The organism is Blastococcus sp. SYSU D00820, from assembly GCF_054050695.1.
This window is the reverse complement of record NZ_JBJGZW010000003.1, coordinates 55,928-71,738: the sequence shown is the minus strand read 5'-3', so window position 1 is coordinate 71,738 and position 15,811 is coordinate 55,928. Positions and strand designations below refer to the sequence as shown.

Below are 15,811 nucleotides of genomic sequence, written 5' to 3'. Positions count from 1 at the left end.
CGGCCCGGTGCGGAGTCGGGCACCCCCGGCGCGGGCTAGCATGCGGGGCAGACCAGGGCGTCCCCGCCCGGTCGCGCCCGCTGACATTGGACGGAGCAATGCCCGCTCTCGCACCCGGCGCCGGCGAGTTCCCCCGCCGCACCAGCGCGGACGACGTCGCCGACGCGCTGCGCGAGGCGATCGTCCGAGGAGACTTCGAGGACGGCGAGGAGCTCAACCAGGTCGCCCTGGCCAAGCACTTCGGCATCTCGCGCGTGCCGGTGCGCGAGGCACTCCGCCAGCTCCAGGCCGAGGGTCTGGTCAGCGCCCGGGCGCACATGCGCGCGGTCGTCACGGCGCTGACCCGGGAGCGCGTCGCGGAGGTGCTCGACCTGCGCATGCTCATGGAGCAGTACCTCCTCCGGCGGGCGGCCGGTCGCCTCACCCCGGCCGATCTCGCCGCCCTGCTCGACCTGTGCGACGAGATGGAGAAGGCCGAGGACCACGAGGCCTGGCTCGCGCTGAACTCCCGGTTCCACGGGCGGCTGTACGCGGCAGCCCGGGCGGACCTCGCCCTCGACCTCGCCCAGAAGCTCACGGCGCGGATCCAGCGGTACCTGCACGCCGGGCGCGGCGAGGGGGTGCACCGCAACTTCGAGGCCAACGCCGAGCACCGCCAGATCGTCGAGGCGGTCGCGGCCGGCCGCGTCGACGACGCCTGCCGGCTGCTCGAGGAGCACATCGGCGCCACGCGTGAGCGCGTGCTGGACCTGCTGGAGGACAGCCGGGTCCCCAGCGGCACCGAGGCACCCTGACGCCCTGACGCCCTGACGCCCGAGGGCGTCGTGCCGGCCACGGCCCCCGTCACACGACCAGCGGCGGGCCCATCGACTCCTTGAGCCGGGCGCGGTAGGGGAACAGCGCACGCGGCGAGCCGGCGGCGATGGCACCCACGACGATCCCGTCCCGGCGGTACTCGGCGACGAACCGGTCCGACGCCGGGTCGCCGTCGACCACGTCGACCTGGTCGCCCAGGGTGGGCAGGCCCACGCCCTGGATGCGGGTGCCGAACTGGTCGGTCCAGAACGACGGCACCGGGACGAACGCCGGGACGTCCGGCCCGTGCAGCAGCCGGCGCGCCGCGGCGGCCCCCTGCTCGGTGGCGTTCGTCCAGTGCTCGATGCGCAGCAACCCGCCCCCGAGCGCCGGGTGCGGCCACCGCGCGACGTCTCCGGCCGCGACGACGCCGTCCAGCCCCTCGACGGCGAGCGACGCGTCGCAGACGACGCCGTCCTCGAGCACGGCGCCCGAGCCGGTCAGCCAGTCGGTCACCGGCGCCGCGCCCACCGCCACGACGACGACGTCGGCGGCCTCGGTGGTCCCGTCGTCCAGCCGGATCCCCCGGACGCGATCATCCCCGTCGAGGCCGGCGACGCTCACCCCCTCGCGGACGCGGACGCCGTGCGCGCGGATCCGCTCGGCCGCGGCCGGGGACAGCGGCCCCAGCGGCCGGTGCAGCACCGGGAGCGCCCCCAGCAGGGTCACGTCGAGGCCCAGCGAGCGGCAGGTCGAGGCGATCTCGGTGCCGATGAAGCCGGTCCCGATGACGCCGACCCTGGTCGCGGTCGCCAGCAGCTCGCGCAGGGCCAGCGCGTCGTCCAGCGTCCGCAGCGCGGTCACGCCTGCGATCGGCGGCACGGTCGGCAGGCTGCGCGCGGCGGCGCCGGTGGCCACGACGAGGCCGTCGTACCGGACCTCTCCCCCGTCCTCCAGCACGAGCCGCCTGGCCGCGCCGTCCAGCGCGACGGCCCGGCGGCCCAGCTGCCAGGTGACGTCCAGCTCGGGCGCCTGACGCAGCGCCACGTCCTCCACCGCGGCGGTGGAGGCGAGGAAGTCCTTGGACAGCGGCGGCCGGTCGTACGGCGCGTGCACCTCGTCGCCGATGACGACGACCTCGCCCGCGAACCCCTCCCGCCGCAGCGTCTCGGCTGCCTTCAGTCCGGCGAGCGAGGCTCCGACGACGATGATGCGCTCCACGGCCATAATGTAAACAGTCTTCAGCTTGGCGGACAAGCACGCCGAGCCGGTGGGAGGAGAGCCGGATGACCAGCGCCGTCGACCTGGTCCGCGCCCATCTCGACGCGGAGGACCGCCAGGACCTGGACGCCACCATGGCCACGTTCACCACCGACTGCTGGTACGCCATCCCCGCCCAGGACCACCTGCTGCGCGGTCAGGACGAGGTGCGGGCGCACTACGCGGCGCTGTTCGCCACCTTCCCCGACCTGGTCAACGAGGAGGTCACCCTCCACGACGCCGGGGACCGGGTGTTCGCCTCGATCGTCGTCCGGCGGTCCCACCTCGGGGCGTGGGGGCCCTTCGCCCCGACCGGCCGCGAGGTGGTCACGCACGCTCTGGCCGAGTTCCTGATCGCGGCGGACGGGCTGCTGGCGGCCGAGATCGTGCACGTCAACCCGCTGGAGGGGCTGCACCAGATCGGTGCCGTGCCGACGCGCAGCGTGCTCGAGCTGGCGCGGCTGTACCGGGAGGCCGTGTCGTGAGCACGGCAGGGCTCCTGGCCGGCCGCACCGCGATCGTCACCGGCGCCTCGCGCGGCATCGGAGCCGCCACGGCGGTCGCGCTGGCGCAGGCCGGAGCCGCCGTGGGTCTCCTCGCGCGGGACCCCGCGGCGCTGGCGCGGCTGGCGACCCGGCTCGGGGACGAGGGCACGTGCGCCGTCGCCGTGCGCACGGCCGACGTCGCCGACGCCCCGTCGCTGCGCGCGGCGATCGACGCGCTGACCGGCGATCTCGGCGCCCCCTCCATTCTCGTGAACAACGCCGGAGCCATCGACCGCTCCCCCACCGAGACGACGAGTGCCGGGTCCTGGCGGCGCGTCCTGGACACCAACCTCGGCGGCGCGGTCACGGCGTCGACGGCCGTCCTCGGCGCCATGCGGGATCTCGGCGGCGGATCGATCGTCAACATCGCCTCGCTGAGCGCGCACTTCGGCGTCCGCCGGGCCGCCTCCTACGGTGCGAGCAAGTCGGCGCTGCTGGGCCTCACCCGCGCCCTCGCCCTGGAGTGGGCGGCCGACGGGATCCGCGTCAACGCGGTCACGCCGGGCTACATCGCCACCGACCTCACCGCGCCGCTCACCGCGGATCCCGAGCGGTCGGCGGGGATCGTGTCCCGGATCCCGTTGGGCCGCTGGGGCTCTCCCGAGGACGTCGCCGGCACCGTGGTCTACCTGTGCTCGGACCTGGCGGCGTACGTCACCGGGCAGGTGGTCGTGGTCGACGGCGGCTACAGCGTCGACGGGTAGCCGGTCAGGCCAGGAACATCCCTCCGTTGACGTGGAGCACCTGACCGGTGACGTAGCCGGCGCCCGGCCCGAGCAGGAACAGGACGGGGTCGACCACGTCGGCGACCTCACCCAGCCGGCCCATGGGGATCGCCGCGACGGCAGCCGCTTCGTCGACGTTCGCGTTCCCGCTGGTCATCCGCGTCCGGATCGGGCCGGGCGCGACGGCGTTGCAGCGGATGCCGTCGCGCGCGTGCTCGAGTGCCACCGACCTGACCAGCGCCTCCACCCCCGACTTGGCGGCCGCGTAGTGGGCGCCGGAGGCCGAGCCCTTGCGGGCCAGGCCGCTGCTGAGCATCACGATCGCGCCGCCGCCCCGCCGCTGCATCGCGGGGAGCACCTCCCGCGTCACGAGGAAGGCACTGGTCAGCGAGGCGTCGACGACCCGCTGCCAGTCGGCCGGCCGCATCTGCGCCACCGCGGCGCGGTGGACCACCCCGGCACCGCAGACCAGCTGCTCCGGCTCGCCGAGCTCGGCCCGGACGGCCGCCACCGCCGCGGCCACCGCGCCCGGGTCGGTGAGGTCGCAGCGCAGCGTCAGCGCGGCGCGCGGGTTCGGCTCCAGGTCCAGCACGGCCACGGCGGTGCCGGCGGCCGTCAGCGCGTCGACGACTCCCGCGCCGATGTCACCGGCGCCGCCGGCGACCAGCGCGACGGGTCGGTTCCTGCCTCCCCGCCGCGACCGGTCGCCGCCGGACACGTCGTTCAGGGCGCCGTCCCGCCGCCCGGCACCGCCCCGGCGTACCAGTCGGCCACGTCGTCGGCCGTCGTCCACCAGATCCCGTCGAGCCCCCGCAGGTGCTCCAGTGCCCGCGCCAGGTGCCGGGTCCGCCAGGCCTGCCCCGCGAGGAAGGGATGCAGGCCGATGCCGACGACGCGGGGCTGGTCGGCCCCCTCGTCGCGCAGCTGCTCGACCTGGTCGACGATGGCGGCCGCCATCTGCGCACCGTCGAAGTGGTGGATCGTGCACAGCGGGATGTCGTTGATCTCGCTGGAGTACGGCACCGACAGCAGCCGCCCCGAGGAGACGGTCAGGTCGTAGGGCAGGTCGTCGTTGGCCCAGTCCAGGGAGTAGTCGAACCCCGCCGCGGCGAGCACCTCGTGGGTGCGCGGGCTCGCCGTGAGGGCGGGGCCGAGCCACCCGCGGGGACGGCGCCCCAGGCCCTTCTCGAGGGTGGCGGCGACCCCGTCGACGTAGCCCCGCTCCTCCGCCTCGGGGATGAACGTCTGCCACGTCGAGTTGTCCACGCCGTGCCCGACGACCGCCCAGCCGCGCTCGGCGATCGCCGTGGCCACCTGCGGGTGCTCCTCGACGACCGCGGAGTTCACGATGGCGGTGACGGGGAGCTCCAGCCGGTCGAACAACCGCGCCAGGCGCCAGAACCCCGCGCGCGGCCCGTAGTCCCGCCAGCCGTAGTTCAACGGGTCCGGTACCAGCTCGGCGGTGAAGGGCGCGAGGCTCAGGGCCGGGCGCCCCCACTGGTAGTGCTCGACGTTGAGCCCGAGCCAGACGGCGACCCGGTTGCCGCCCGGCAGGCCGGGCAGGGTCCGCTCGGGCATCGGCGTGTAGTCGAAGACCGGGTTCATCAGGCTCCTCCTCCGGTGGCGTCCGGCTGCGCGGTGTCGAAGGCCGCGGTGTCGAAGGCCGCGGTGTAGAAGGCGACGGACGGCGGCCCGGCGGCCAGCCGGCCCACGCCGTCGAGGAACGCACCGGTCGTGGGCTCGGCCGCCGCCTCGTCGTGGGCCGCCTGGGAGGCCCACGTGGCCAGCACGACGACCTCGTCCCCCGCGACCGCCTGCAGGACCTGCACCTCCTGGCACCGGGGCGGGGCGAGGTAGCTGTCCCGGCCCGCGAGGACCGTGGCGGCCAGCGCCTGGGCGTCGGCCGCCGCCACGGGCAGGCGGATGATCTCCACGACGCTCATCGGCGCTGCTCGACCGGCAGCTCGTCCCCGCCACGGACCCGCCGGATGCCCCGGATGCCGAGCCCCGCGTCGGTGCTGATGACGGTGCCGGTGATGGTGCGGGCCTCGGTCGGGCTGGCCAGCAGGACGTAGGCCGCGGCGTGGTCCTCCGGGCGGGCCGCGATGCGCAGCGGCGTCACCGACTCGATCATGCCCTCGAGCTCGGGGCCGCCCTGCGCCCGCTGGGGCTCCCCCGTGGCGTCCGAGCCGAACGCCCGGGGCTTGCGCAGGTCGGTCGGCGTGCCGCCGGGCGCGACCCCGTTGACCCGCACGTGCGGTGCCAGCTCGAAGGCCAGCTGGCGCATCAGCCCGAGGTCGGCGTGCTTGCTGGCCGTGTACAGCGGCCCGCCGCCGTCCGGGTAGAAGGACGCGTTGGAGAGCGTGAAGACCATGCTGCCCCGCGAGCGGAGCAGCTCCGGCAGGGCCGCCTTGGCCGCCAGCAGGTAGCCCTTCACGTTCACCGCGAGGATCTCGTCGCAGGCGCTCTCGATGAGCTCCTCGTCCAGGTCGACCAGCGGGGTGAAGGCGTCGGTGATGCCCGAGTTGGCGACCAGGACGTCGAGCCGGCCGAACCGCTCGACGCACCGGGCGACCGCCGCCTTGTGGTCGGCGAAACGCCGGACATCGCCCTGGACGCCGACGACGGCCGCGCCGGCGTCCTCCAGGTCCCCCAGCCGCTCGGGGTGCAGGTCCAGGACGACGACCGACGCGCCCTCGGCGAGGTAGGCCTCGACGACGCCCCGGCCGATGCCGGAGGCACCACCGGTGACGAGGGCGACCAGGCCACGCAGACGATCTCCCATGATCAGAAGAAGATGCTGAGGTTCATGGCCTGCAGCACCGTCTGGTCGAAGTGGATCAATCGCTTGACGAGCAGGAGCCGCCCGTCCTCGCCCCGCCGCAGCACGTCCTGGCGGGTGCCGGTGAAGATGTCGTAGGGCGAGTCGGCCCGGACCCGGGTGACCAGGAAGGCGCTGGTGAGCGACAGGTCGCCGTCGGGCAGCCGGTCGACCAGCGTGTTGCTGACGAAGTGCCGGGCCCGGGAGCCGGGCTGCTCCGCCCACGCCTGCTCGGTCTGCAGCCGCTCGACCCGCGTCCGCAGCGAGCTGTGGTTCTCGCTGAAGAACTCCATGCCGTCGACGAAGCCGGGGCCGTCCTTGGGCATCCGCGTGATGCGGACCGGCATCCGGTAGTCGATGTCCGGGTGGAGGACCTGCAGCCATCCGCGGTAGTCGTAGGCGTCCAGGAGGCGGGCCTCCTCGAACAGGAACTCGACCGCCTCGGCGTACTCCGGCGAGCCGATCCGCAGCCGCTCGGCGGCCGCGGCGGTCACCGGGTCACCTCGGTGGTGGAGCCGGCGCCGATCCCGTCGGTCAGCCACTTCTGCCACTCGCCGTAGAAGGCCAGCTGGGTCCGCTCGCCGTAGCTGCCCGGATAGGCCTTCCCGGGGCCGATGAAGTCGGGGTCGGGCTCGAGGTGCAGGCCCATCCCGTGGTGCAGGCCGTAGCGCTGCGCGATGACCCCGCTGTTCACCCGGGTGCAGTCCTCCCAGTTCTCGGTGTCGTCCTGCTCGAAGATGCCCGAGGGGCCGAAGGTCCGGACGTAGGCGAGGTAGGACGCCTGCCGCGCCTCGGCCGGCATGTCCTTGTCGGCCATGAAGTAGGAGTGGATGCGCGTCGTGGTGGGGCCCGTGGGCTCCCAGACGCGGAAGCACAGGAACGGCACCATCGGGCTGTCGAGGTCGCCCTGGACCATCACCTGGAGGAACGACAGGTTCGGGAAGACCGTGCCGACGCTCCAGGCGTGGTCGCGGAGGAGCCGGCGCTGCGCGGGCCCCAGGTTGCGGTCGAACTGCTCCGACAGCTCGGCCGGCAGGCCGAAGTTCTCGAAGGCCGGGTCCGGCGGGCCGGGGACGATGTGCAGGACGTGCCCGTCCTGGGCGGTCACCAGGTGGCCGTAGGACAGCGACATGGGGTCCGGGGGCAGCATGCCGAGCTCGGCCACGCTGCCGTGGGCGGTGTACAGGTGGAAGTTGTCGCCGGTGAAGTTGTCGGTGGCGAACTTCCAGTTGGTCTTCACGTCCCAGATGTGCGGCGCGCCGATGACCTCCACGCCGGCGTCGGTCCGGGCGAGGAACAGGTCCAGGTAGAAGCGCATGTCGCCCAGGTAGTCGTGCAGCCCGGGCGCGGCCGGGTCCCAGGTGCCGAAGATCATCCCCCGGTAGGTGTCCACCTGGGCCACCGGGATGAGGCCGAGCTCCTCCTTGACCAGCTTGCCGGGGTCGTAGAGCTCCTCGGCGAACGCGGCGACCAGCGAGCCCTGCTTGTCGTAGGCCCATCCGTGATACGGGCACCGCATGAAGGTGACCTTGTCGCGGTCGGCGCGGCACACCCGCATCCCGCGGTGGCGGCAGGAGTTGAGGAACGCCCGGATCTGGCCGTCGTCGCCCTTGATGAGGACGACGGGCTCGCCGGCCAGGTTGCGGGTGATGTACTCGCCGGCCTCGCCGAACTCGCTCTCGTGGGCGAGGAACTGCCAGGCCTTGCGGAAGATGCGCGCCTGCTCGAGCTCGAAGATCTCCGGATCGGCGTAGATGCGCCGGGAGACGTGCCCGCCGGTCTCGTCGACGAGGTCCAGCAGGGAGGTCCCGTCGCGCAGCGTCAGCCGTGGGTCGTGCGAGGTGATGGACATGTCGCTCCTAGTGGTCGGCGCTGCGCTGAGCGGCGCGGGGGGTGGTGTTCCAGGCAGGAGGGCGCCACGCCGGGCGCTGGTCCTTCGGCTTGTCCGGGACGTCGACGGCGATGTGCCCGTCGTCGACGGTGACGGGCCACGCGGTGAGGCCCGGGCAGTTCACCGGGCCGGGCTCGAGCGCGCCGTCGTCGGCGCGGAACATCGCCCCGTGCATCGGGCACTCGACGAACTCGCCCTCGACCAGTGGTCCGGCGGCCAGCACCGTCCGGGCGTGCGGGCACCGGCCGTTGTACGCCCGCACCTCCTCCTCGAGGTGCACGAGCAGCACCTTCTGCCCGTCGTGGTCGACGATCCTCGACGAGCGGGTGGGGATCTCGTCGAGTCGCGACAGGCGGACGAAGCCGCTCATCCGTGGTTCTCCGTTCCGTGCAGGGCCGCCCAGATGGTCGACGGCGTGAGCGGGAGGCGGTCGATGTCCCGCCCGGCGGGGGCGATGGCGTCGAGCACCGCGTTGGCGACGGCGGCCGGGGTGGCGATGGACGAGCCCTCCGCCATGCCCTTGACCCCGGCGGGGGTGTGCGCCGACGGCGTCTCCAGGTGCGCGATCTCGATCTCGGGGAGGTCGGTCGAGTGCGGGAGGAGATAGCCGTGCAGCGTGGTGGTCAGCGGCCGGGCCTGCTCGTCGTAGACGTGGTCCTCCATGAGCGCCAGCCCCAGCCCTTGGGCGACCCCGCCGCGCACCTGCCCCTCGACGAGGGCGGGGTTGAGCATCGGCCCGCAGTCCTCGACGGCGCAGATCCGCTCGACCGTCACCTCCCCGGTCTCGCGGTCCACCTCGACGACGGCGACGACGACCCCGTTGGAGAAGGTGGGGTCCACGTCGAAGAAGGCCTCGGCGGTCAGCGTCGGGTCGCCGAGGGCCTCCCGGACGCCGGGGTCGAAGTGCGCCGCGCCGGCGAGCCCGGCGAAGGGGATTTTCGCCTCCGGGACCCCGCGGATGCCGACGAACCCGTCGGCGCACTCGAGCGCCTCCGGGGGCGCCTCCAGCAGGAGCGAGGCGACCCGCAGCAGCTTGTCGCGGACCCGGGTGGCCGCCGCGAGGATGCTGCCCGTGCCGAAGACGGCGCTGCGGCTGGCGAAGGTGCCCATCCCCCAGGGGGTGCGCCCGGTGTCACCGTCGACGACGACGACGTCGCCGGGATCGACCCCGAAGGCGTCCGCGGCGACCTGCGCGAACGCGGTGTGGTGGCCCTGGCCGTGCGAGCACGTCCCGACCGCGACGGTGATCTTGCCGGTGAGGTCGATGGTCACCCGGGCGTTGTCGTGGCTGAAGATGTTGACCCCGCTCTGCAGGGCCGAGCGGGTGCCCATCGCCGTCATCTCCACGAACGGCGAGACGCCGATGCCGAGCAGCCGTCCCTCCGCGCGGGCGGCCTCCTGCCGCTCGCGGAACCCCGCGTAGTCGACCAGTTCCACGGCCCGCTCCAGCGACGTGCGGTAGCTGCCGCCGTCGTAGGCCATGCCGGTGAGGGAGGTGGTCGGCGCGCCGTCGAGGAGGTTGCGCCGCCGCAGCTCGACGGGGTCGAGGCCGATCTCGCGGGCCAGGTCGTCCAGGGCCATCTCCCGGATGATCTGCGCCGCGGTGAAACCCACGCCGCGGTACGGCGCGATCGGCGCCTTGTTGGTCAGGACCCCGGCGATCTCGAAGGCGTAGCAGCCCATCCGGTAGGGCCCGGGCAGTCCCTGGGCGGTGAGCGCGAAGTCGATGAGCCCGCCCGGCGCCGAGTAGGAGTACGCCCCGGTGTCCCCGGTGAACCGGCCCCGGGCCGCCAGCAGGCAGCCGTTCGCGTCGGCCGCCAGCTCCAGTTCCAGGACCTGCTCCTTGGCCTGCGGCGCCGCCGTGAGGTTCTCCCGGCGGTCCTCGATCCAGCGCACCGGGCGCCGCAGCCGGATGGCGGCCCAGGCGACGCAGACGTCCTCCGGGAAGATGAAGTCCTTCGGCCCGAACGCGCCGCCGACCGCCGGCGCGACGACCCGGATCCGGTTCTCCGGCAGGCCGAGCGCCAGGGAGAGGAAGTAGCGCTGCTGGTGCGGCGCCTGGCTGGAGATCCAGCAGGTGAGCTCCTCCGTCGCCGGGTCGAGGGCGGCGACGATGCCCCGGGCCTCCATGGCGGAGGACACGGCGCGGGCCAGGTGGAGCGTGCGGCGCACGACGTGCGGCGCGCTCGCCAGGACCTCGTCGGTGCGGCCGGTGTCCCCCTCGGCGCGGTAGTAGCAGTTGCCCTCGATGTCGTCGTGCAGTCGCGGCGCGCCGTCGGCGACGGCGGCCTCGACGGACGCCACCGGCGGCAGCGGGTCGTAGTCGACGGTGACCAGGGCGACGGCGTCCTCGGCGACGTAGCGGTCGGCGGCGATGACCACGGCGACCGGTTCGCCGACGAAGCGCACCCGGTCGCCGGCGAGCGCGCCCCGCGGCGTGCTCTGCACCTCCGGGATCGCGACCAGGTCGCGCAGCGGCGTGGTGCCGGCCAGGTCCGCGGCCGTGTACACGGCCAGCACGCCGGGCAGGGCCAGGGCGGCGCTGGCATCGATGGCGCGGATGCGGGCGTGCGGCAGCGTCGACCGGACGAAGGCGGCCTCCACCGCGCCGGCCGGCGCGAGGTCCCCGACGTAGCGGGCCACGCCCATGAGCATCTTGGGGTCCTCGACCCGGACGAGGGGCTGCCCGACCCAGCGGGTGCGCGCGAAGCCGGCGCGCTCCTCGACGGTCATCGGACCGCTCCCTCGCCGGCCGCGGCGGCCGCGATGCTGCGGGCCGCGTCGACGACGGCGCAGACGATGCCGTCGTAGCCGGTGCAGCGGCAGATGTTGCCGGCGACCAGCCGGCGCGCCGAGGCCTCGTCGATGGGGGCGCCGGACTCCACCAGCGCCACCGCCGTCATGAGGAAGCCGGGCGTGCAGAAGCCGCACTGCAGCCCGTGCGCCTGGCGGAACGCCTCCTGCAGCGGGTGGAGGTCCCCGGTCTCGGTCGCCAGGCCCTCCACCGTGCGGATCGAGCAGCCGTCGGCCTGGACGGCGAACATCAGGCACGAGCGCACGGCGACGTCGTCGACCTGGACCGTGCAGCTGCCGCAGACGCCGTGCGAGCACCCGAGCTTCGTGCCGGTCAGGCCCAGCTGCTCGCGGATGGCGTCGGCGAGGAGGGTGCGGTCCTCGACGTCGACCTCCCGCTGGACCCCGTTGACCGTGACGGCGATGGTGGTCATGCCTTCTCCTGGATGCGGGCCGCGGCGACGGTGAGCGCTCGACGCGTGAGGACGGATGTCAGGTGGGTGCGGTGGGCGGCCGTCGCGTGGACGTCATCCGCCGGGTCGACGTCTCCGGCGGCCGCCGCCGCGGCCTCGCGGAACAGCGCCTCCGAGGGCGCGCCGCCACGGAGCACCGCCTCGGCGCGGCGGCTGCGGACCGGGGTGTCGGCCACGCCGAGCAGGCCCACGGCCGCGCCGGCGATGACGCCGTCCTCGATCCGGAGCGTGGCGGCGGCCCCCACGATGGCGTAGCCGCCCTTGCGCGGTGCCATCTCGACGAAGGCGCTGCCCGTGCCGGGGGTCGCGGCCGGGAACCGGACCGCTGCCAGCAGCTCGTCCGGCTGGAGCGCGGTGACGTGCCGCGCCCGGAAGAAGTCCGTGGCGGGGATCGACCGCCGCCCGCGGGGACCGTGGGCGACGATCTCGGCGTCCAGGGTCACGGCGACGGTCGGCACCTCGCCGAGCGGGTCCGCGTGGGCGATGCTGCCGCAGACCGTGCCGGCGTTGCGGATCTCGCGGTAGGCGACCTTCGCCAGCGCCTCGGCCAGCAGCGGTACCCGCTCCCCCATCCGCGGATCGTCCTCGACCCGCGCCTGACGGACGGCGGCCTGGATCTCCACGAACCCGTCCGAGGCGTCGATGCCCTGCAGGTCGCGCGCCCGCATGATGTCGACCAGGCGTCCGGGACGGACGTCGCGGAGGTTCATCTGCGCGACGAGGCTCTGCCCGCCCGCCAGGACGCGCGCCTCGGCGCCGTCCTCACCCAGCAGCGACACAGCCGACTCGAGGGACTCCGCGCGGGAGTACGTGAAGGGGGCCGGCTTCACGAGTCGCAGCTTCCGCGTGCTAGTGGATTCTGCATACACAACAGCGTGTCGGAGGCCACGGTCATCGGATAGACGGAGTTGCGCGTGGGTCTACAGTCCGGAAGCTGTGAAGCTCGAGGTGCTGCGCCGCTTCGTGGTGCTGACCGAGGAACTCGGCTTCACCCGCGCCGCCCAGCGCCTGCACATCGCCCAGCAGGTCCTCAGCTCCCAGATCAAGGACCTCGAGCGGCAGGTGGGGACGCGCCTGTTCGACCGCACGACCCACCGGGTGGCGCTCACCCCCGCCGGGGAGGAGTTCCTCGCCGCGGTGAAGGCGGCCCTGACCGCACTGGACGACGGCATCATCCGCAGCCGCGCCGTCGCCGCGGCGTCGGCGGGCCGGTTGCGGGTGGGGTTCGTGGCCCAGGGCGCCGGCGACCTCCAGGCACCGCTGCTGCGGGAGTTCCGCCGTCGCAACCCTCTGGTCAGCGTCGAGATCCGCAGCTTCCCCTTCACCGACCCCTACGCCGGACTGCTCACCGGCGAGACCGACGTCGCGCTGCTGCGCAACCCGCTCCCCCACCCCGGGGTCCGCCTGGTGCGGATCAGCGAGGAGCCGCGGATCGTCCTGGTGCCCGGCGACCACCCGCTCGCCGACCGGACCGAGCTGCACCCCGAGGACCTCGCCGGGCACCCGGCCATCGTGGTCCGCGGCCACGACAGCGATCCGGTCATCCGGGAGTGGATGGCGGTGCACACCCTCGCCGCCGAGATCGGCGACCGGCCGGTCGGCGCCGTGGTCGAGACGGCCGAGGAATGGCTGCAGGCAGCGGAGGACGGCCAGGGCCTGACGACGACGCCGGCCTCGGTCATGGCGTTCTACCCGCGCCCGGGGCTGGTCGGCGTCCCCGTGACCGGAGTGGCGCCGCTGGGCTTCATGGTCGGCTGGCGGCGCGAGCTCGAGGGCAACCGGCTCGTCACCGAGCTCGTCGATCTGGCGACCGCCACCCTGCGGGCCCGGAGCGCCTCCCCCGATCGCGGGTGACGGCGAGGAAGGCGGCGGTCGCACGTTCGGAGACTACTGTATACACATTGCCGTCGTCTCCCCTCGCCGGAAATCCGCACAGCCGACACGGGCGCACCGGACCCCGGCAGGCGAGGATGCCGCCATGGAGGTCCTGACCAGTCGCATCCTGCTGCGCCCGTCGGATCCGGCGCGGTCCCAGGCGTTCTACCGCGACGTCCTCGGCCTGGCCGTGTACCGCGAGTTCGGCCCGCCCGAGCACCGCGGTGTCGTCTTCTTCCTCGGCAACGGGCTGCTGGAGGTCTCGGGCCGGTCCGACGTCCCACCGGCGGGGATGGCGCTGTGGCTCCAGGTCCGCGACGTCGCCGCCGAGCACGACCGGCTGGCCGCCGCCGGCGTGACCGTCACCCGGCCGCCCCGGACCGAGGCCTGGGGCCTGGTCGAGATGTGGCTCGAGGACCCCGACGGCGTGCGGATCGCGCTCGTCGAGGTGCCCGACGACCACCCCCTGCGCCGCGACCAGCGCTGAGCGGACCGGCCGGCGGCAGGGGCGCGCACGCGGCAGCGGCGCCGCCCCGTCCGGGGCGGCGCCGCCGGCGCAGGTGGGTCAGTCGCCGTCGCCGCCGCGGCCGGGGCCGGGGCCGGGGCCGCCGCGCAGGCCGTCGAGGTCGGTGCTGTTCACCCACTCGGTGACGCGCTCCTCCAGGTCGGCCAGGCGCTCGTCGGCCTCCTCCTGGGTGAGGTCGCCGGCGGTCACCGCCTCGGTGATGCGGTCGGTCTGGGCCGCCACGAGCGCCGCGACCAGGTCGTCCACGGCGACGCCCTGGCCCTCGGCGACGGTGGCCAGCGAGGCGCCGTCGGCCTCCAGGGCGGTGCGCAGCTCGTCCTCGGTCATGCCGAGGGTCTCCGCGGCCGCCGACAGGGAGACCCGCCCACCCCCGGGGCCGTGTCCACCGTGCCCGCCCAGGCCGGCGTCACTGAGGGTCGTGGCCACCTCGTCGGCCTGCTCCTGGGTGATCGAGCCGTCCTCGACCAGATCGGAGAGGGCGTCGCGGATGCGGTCCTCCGACGTCGAGCTCCCCGCGGGGGTCTCCTCGTCGGCCAGGGCGGGCAGGGCCACCCCGAGACCGGCCAGGGTCAGCACGCCGGCAGCGCCGGCGACGATCAGCTTCTTGCGCACCATGTCCTCCTGTCGGCCGGACCCTCCAGCCGTCGGGCCGAATCTCGGCGCGCTTCCTGTGCTCCGGCTGGCATCCGCCCGGGACCGGCCTGTGACCGTGGTGGCGCCCGGCTCTCGCTCGACTGCCGTTCGGGGGTCCGGGCCCTCCGCGCGTCACCCGGGCCGGACCCCCACGCCTCCGGCCCGGCTCGACCCGGCTGGCTGAGGCCCGTGCCGGGCGGGGAACCGCTCGGCCGGAACACCCCGCTCCTGAGCGATTCGCGAGCGCTCGGCAGGTAATCGGTCATCCGCGCCGCGGCGATCCAGGGCACGTCGTCCCGGCACCTTGACAGGGTCAGGACCGGTGACGACGCTGCGGCCAGTACGGGGAACGGCCGCTCGCGGACGCCGTCGGCCGCTCCTGCCCATCCCGCTCCGGCCCGTCCGAGTGGTCCGGCTGACCCCTGGCCCTCGTCGGCCCACCTCGCTCACCCGGAGGCACCTACGTGCACGTCGTCGTGCTGGACGACTACCAGGGTCTCGCTCGCGACATGGGTGAGTGGTCGACCCTCGGCGGGGACGTCTCCGTCGAGTCCCTCTCCACGCACCTCGCGGGAGAGGACCTCGTGACTGCCCTCCAGGGCGCGGACGTCGTCGTCGCCATGCGCGAGCGTGCGTCGCTGACGCGGGAGGTCCTGGAGGAGCTGCCGCGGCTGAGGTTGATCGTGACGACGGGCATGGTGAACCAGGCGATCGACTTCACCGCGACGGCGGACCTCGGGATCACGGTCTGCGGCACCGGGGGCTTGCTCCTCCCCACGGCGGAACTGACCTGGGGCCTCGTCCTCTCGCTCGTCCGGCGCATCCCCGCCGAGGATGCCGCGATCCGGTCCGGTGGATGGCAACACACGGTCGGCACCGGCCTGACCGGCAAGACGCTCGGGATCGTCGGGCTCGGACGCCTCGGAGCCGCCGTGGCCCGGGTCGGCCTCGCGTTCGGGATGGACGTCCAGGCCTGGAGCCCACATCTCACCGCCGAACGGTGCGCCGAGCACGGCGTCCGGCTGGCGTCCAGGGAGGAGCTGTTCGCCACCTCGCACGTCGTGACGATCCACATGGTCCTCGGCGAGACGACCCACGACCTCGTCGGGCGTGCGGAGATCCGGTCGATGCGTCCTGACGCGGTGCTGGTCAACACCTCACGGGGGCAGCTCGTCGACGAGGACGCGTTGGCCGACGCGCTGCGTTCCGGTCAGATCGCCGGAGCCGCCCTGGACGTGTTCCGCCAGGAGCCCCTGCCCGTCGACCATCCGTTCCGCTCCCTGCCGAACACCGTCGTCACCCCGCACATCGGCTACGTCACCACCGAGACGATGCAGGTGTTCTACGACGACATCGTCGACGACATCCGGGCGTTCCGTGCCGGTGCGCCGATCCGGGTCATGACCAGCGACGGCTACTGATCCGACGGCCGGTCGAGCGGCACACGGGGTCCGGACCGCCGGAGGAGGCGGTA

Annotated in this window: 18 protein-coding genes; 6 read left to right on the top strand and 12 right to left on the bottom strand. The window is 74.0% G+C overall.

What is annotated here, in order from left to right:
• Positions 1–98: 98 nt before the first annotated feature.
• Positions 99–794, top strand: coding sequence for a GntR family transcriptional regulator (locus ACI79R_RS05795; RefSeq protein WP_456572630.1), 696 nt, complete (start codon positions 99–101; stop codon positions 792–794).
• A 49-nt stretch (positions 795–843) separates the two neighbouring features.
• On the opposite strand, the gene ACI79R_RS05790 is transcribed toward ACI79R_RS05795, so the two are convergent.
• Complete coding sequence (locus ACI79R_RS05790; protein WP_456572629.1) at positions 844–2,016, bottom strand: NAD(P)/FAD-dependent oxidoreductase; 1,173 nt, start codon at positions 2,014–2,016, stop codon at positions 844–846.
• 65 nt (positions 2,017–2,081) lie between these two features.
• Between ACI79R_RS05790 and ACI79R_RS05785 the strand changes: the two genes are divergently transcribed.
• Entirely contained in the window at positions 2,082–2,540 is a 459-nt protein-coding gene (locus ACI79R_RS05785; protein WP_456572628.1) for a nuclear transport factor 2 family protein, read from the top strand.
• Positions 2,537–3,304 carry an SDR family NAD(P)-dependent oxidoreductase gene (locus tag ACI79R_RS05780; protein WP_456572627.1) on the top strand — a complete coding sequence of 256 codons (768 nt, stop codon included), beginning with the start codon at positions 2,537–2,539 and terminating at the stop codon, positions 3,302–3,304. The genes ACI79R_RS05785 and ACI79R_RS05780 overlap by 4 nt, the downstream gene beginning before the upstream one ends.
• A gap of 4 nt (positions 3,305–3,308) precedes the next feature.
• On the opposite strand, the gene ACI79R_RS05775 is transcribed toward ACI79R_RS05780, so the two are convergent.
• Genes ACI79R_RS05775 through ACI79R_RS05730 form a run of 10 tightly spaced genes read right to left on the bottom strand, consistent with a single transcriptional unit; the run spans position 3,309 to position 12,133 of the window.
• Positions 3,309–4,043 (bottom strand): SDR family NAD(P)-dependent oxidoreductase, encoded by a 735-nt coding sequence (locus ACI79R_RS05775; RefSeq protein ID WP_456572626.1) that lies wholly within the window; start codon positions 4,041–4,043, stop codon positions 3,309–3,311.
• Between the two features lie 5 nt (positions 4,044–4,048).
• A complete protein-coding gene (locus tag ACI79R_RS05770) occupies positions 4,049–4,930 on the bottom strand; it encodes a polysaccharide deacetylase family protein (protein WP_456572625.1) in 882 nt (293 codons plus the stop codon).
• A complete protein-coding gene (locus ACI79R_RS05765; RefSeq protein WP_456572624.1) occupies positions 4,930–5,268 on the bottom strand; it encodes an antibiotic biosynthesis monooxygenase in 339 nt (112 codons plus the stop codon). The genes ACI79R_RS05770 and ACI79R_RS05765 overlap by 1 nt, the downstream gene beginning before the upstream one ends.
• A complete protein-coding gene (hcaB, locus tag ACI79R_RS05760; RefSeq protein WP_456572623.1) occupies positions 5,265–6,110 on the bottom strand; it encodes a 3-(cis-5,6-dihydroxycyclohexa-1,3-dien-1-yl)propanoate dehydrogenase in 846 nt (281 codons plus the stop codon). The genes ACI79R_RS05765 and hcaB overlap by 4 nt, the downstream gene beginning before the upstream one ends.
• Positions 6,111–6,112: 2 nt before the next feature.
• Positions 6,113–6,640 (bottom strand): aromatic-ring-hydroxylating dioxygenase subunit beta, encoded by a 528-nt coding sequence (locus ACI79R_RS05755; RefSeq protein ID WP_456572622.1) that lies wholly within the window; start codon positions 6,638–6,640, stop codon positions 6,113–6,115.
• On the bottom strand, positions 6,637–7,998 hold the full coding sequence (locus ACI79R_RS05750; RefSeq protein ID WP_456572621.1) for an aromatic ring-hydroxylating oxygenase subunit alpha: 1,362 nt from the start codon (positions 7,996–7,998) through the stop codon (positions 6,637–6,639). Before ACI79R_RS05750 ends, ACI79R_RS05755 begins: the two co-directional genes overlap by 4 nt.
• Before the next feature lie 7 nt (positions 7,999–8,005).
• Positions 8,006–8,407 (bottom strand): Rieske (2Fe-2S) protein, encoded by a 402-nt coding sequence (locus ACI79R_RS05745; RefSeq protein ID WP_456572620.1) that lies wholly within the window; start codon positions 8,405–8,407, stop codon positions 8,006–8,008.
• A complete protein-coding gene (locus ACI79R_RS05740) occupies positions 8,404–10,770 on the bottom strand; it encodes a xanthine dehydrogenase family protein molybdopterin-binding subunit (RefSeq protein ID WP_456572619.1) in 2,367 nt (788 codons plus the stop codon). Before ACI79R_RS05740 ends, ACI79R_RS05745 begins: the two co-directional genes overlap by 4 nt.
• A complete protein-coding gene (locus ACI79R_RS05735; RefSeq protein ID WP_456572618.1) occupies positions 10,767–11,264 on the bottom strand; it encodes a (2Fe-2S)-binding protein in 498 nt (165 codons plus the stop codon). The genes ACI79R_RS05740 and ACI79R_RS05735 overlap by 4 nt, the downstream gene beginning before the upstream one ends.
• Positions 11,261–12,133, bottom strand: a complete 873-nt coding sequence (locus tag ACI79R_RS05730) for an FAD binding domain-containing protein (protein WP_456572617.1) — start codon at positions 12,131–12,133, stop codon at positions 11,261–11,263. Before ACI79R_RS05730 ends, ACI79R_RS05735 begins: the two co-directional genes overlap by 4 nt.
• Positions 12,134–12,239: 106 nt before the next feature.
• Here ACI79R_RS05730 and ACI79R_RS05725 point away from each other — a divergent pair, with 106 nt between their 5' ends.
• A complete protein-coding gene (locus ACI79R_RS05725; RefSeq protein WP_456572616.1) occupies positions 12,240–13,157 on the top strand; it encodes a LysR family transcriptional regulator in 918 nt (305 codons plus the stop codon).
• A 124-nt stretch (positions 13,158–13,281) separates the two neighbouring features.
• Positions 13,282–13,665, top strand: a complete 384-nt coding sequence (locus tag ACI79R_RS05720) for a VOC family protein (RefSeq protein WP_456572615.1) — start codon at positions 13,282–13,284, stop codon at positions 13,663–13,665.
• A 78-nt stretch (positions 13,666–13,743) separates the two neighbouring features.
• On the opposite strand, the gene ACI79R_RS05715 is transcribed toward ACI79R_RS05720, so the two are convergent.
• Positions 13,744–14,319, bottom strand: coding sequence for a hypothetical protein (locus tag ACI79R_RS05715; protein WP_456572614.1), 576 nt, complete (start codon positions 14,317–14,319; stop codon positions 13,744–13,746).
• Between the two features lie 482 nt (positions 14,320–14,801).
• On the opposite strand from ACI79R_RS05715, the gene ACI79R_RS05710 reads away from it, so the two are divergent.
• Positions 14,802–15,758 (top strand): D-2-hydroxyacid dehydrogenase family protein, encoded by a 957-nt coding sequence (locus ACI79R_RS05710; protein WP_456572613.1) that lies wholly within the window; start codon positions 14,802–14,804, stop codon positions 15,756–15,758.
• The last annotated feature ends 53 nt before the right edge of the window (positions 15,759–15,811 follow it).

Excerpts from the sequence above, each read along its gene's own strand:
- ACI79R_RS05795 (WP_456572630.1), top strand. The coding sequence starts at position 99 with ATGCCCGCTCTCGCACCCGGCGCCGGCGAGTTCCCCCGCCGCACCAGC.
- ACI79R_RS05785 (WP_456572628.1), top strand. The coding sequence starts at position 2,082 with ATGACCAGCGCCGTCGACCTGGTCCGCGCCCATCTCGACGCGGAGGAC.
- ACI79R_RS05770 (WP_456572625.1), bottom strand. The coding sequence starts at position 4,930 with ATGAACCCGGTCTTCGACTACACGCCGATGCCCGAGCGGACCCTGCCC.
- ACI79R_RS05765 (WP_456572624.1), bottom strand. The coding sequence starts at position 5,268 with ATGAGCGTCGTGGAGATCATCCGCCTGCCCGTGGCGGCGGCCGACGCC.
- hcaB (WP_456572623.1), bottom strand. The coding sequence starts at position 6,110 with ATGGGAGATCGTCTGCGTGGCCTGGTCGCCCTCGTCACCGGTGGTGCC.
- ACI79R_RS05750 (WP_456572621.1), bottom strand. The coding sequence starts at position 7,998 with ATGTCCATCACCTCGCACGACCCACGGCTGACGCTGCGCGACGGGACC.
- ACI79R_RS05745 (WP_456572620.1), bottom strand. The coding sequence starts at position 8,407 with ATGAGCGGCTTCGTCCGCCTGTCGCGACTCGACGAGATCCCCACCCGC.
- ACI79R_RS05740 (WP_456572619.1), bottom strand. The coding sequence starts at position 10,770 with ATGACCGTCGAGGAGCGCGCCGGCTTCGCGCGCACCCGCTGGGTCGGG.
- ACI79R_RS05735 (WP_456572618.1), bottom strand. The coding sequence starts at position 11,264 with ATGACCACCATCGCCGTCACGGTCAACGGGGTCCAGCGGGAGGTCGAC.
- ACI79R_RS05720 (WP_456572615.1), top strand. The coding sequence starts at position 13,282 with ATGGAGGTCCTGACCAGTCGCATCCTGCTGCGCCCGTCGGATCCGGCG.
- ACI79R_RS05715 (WP_456572614.1), bottom strand. The coding sequence starts at position 14,319 with ATGGTGCGCAAGAAGCTGATCGTCGCCGGCGCTGCCGGCGTGCTGACC.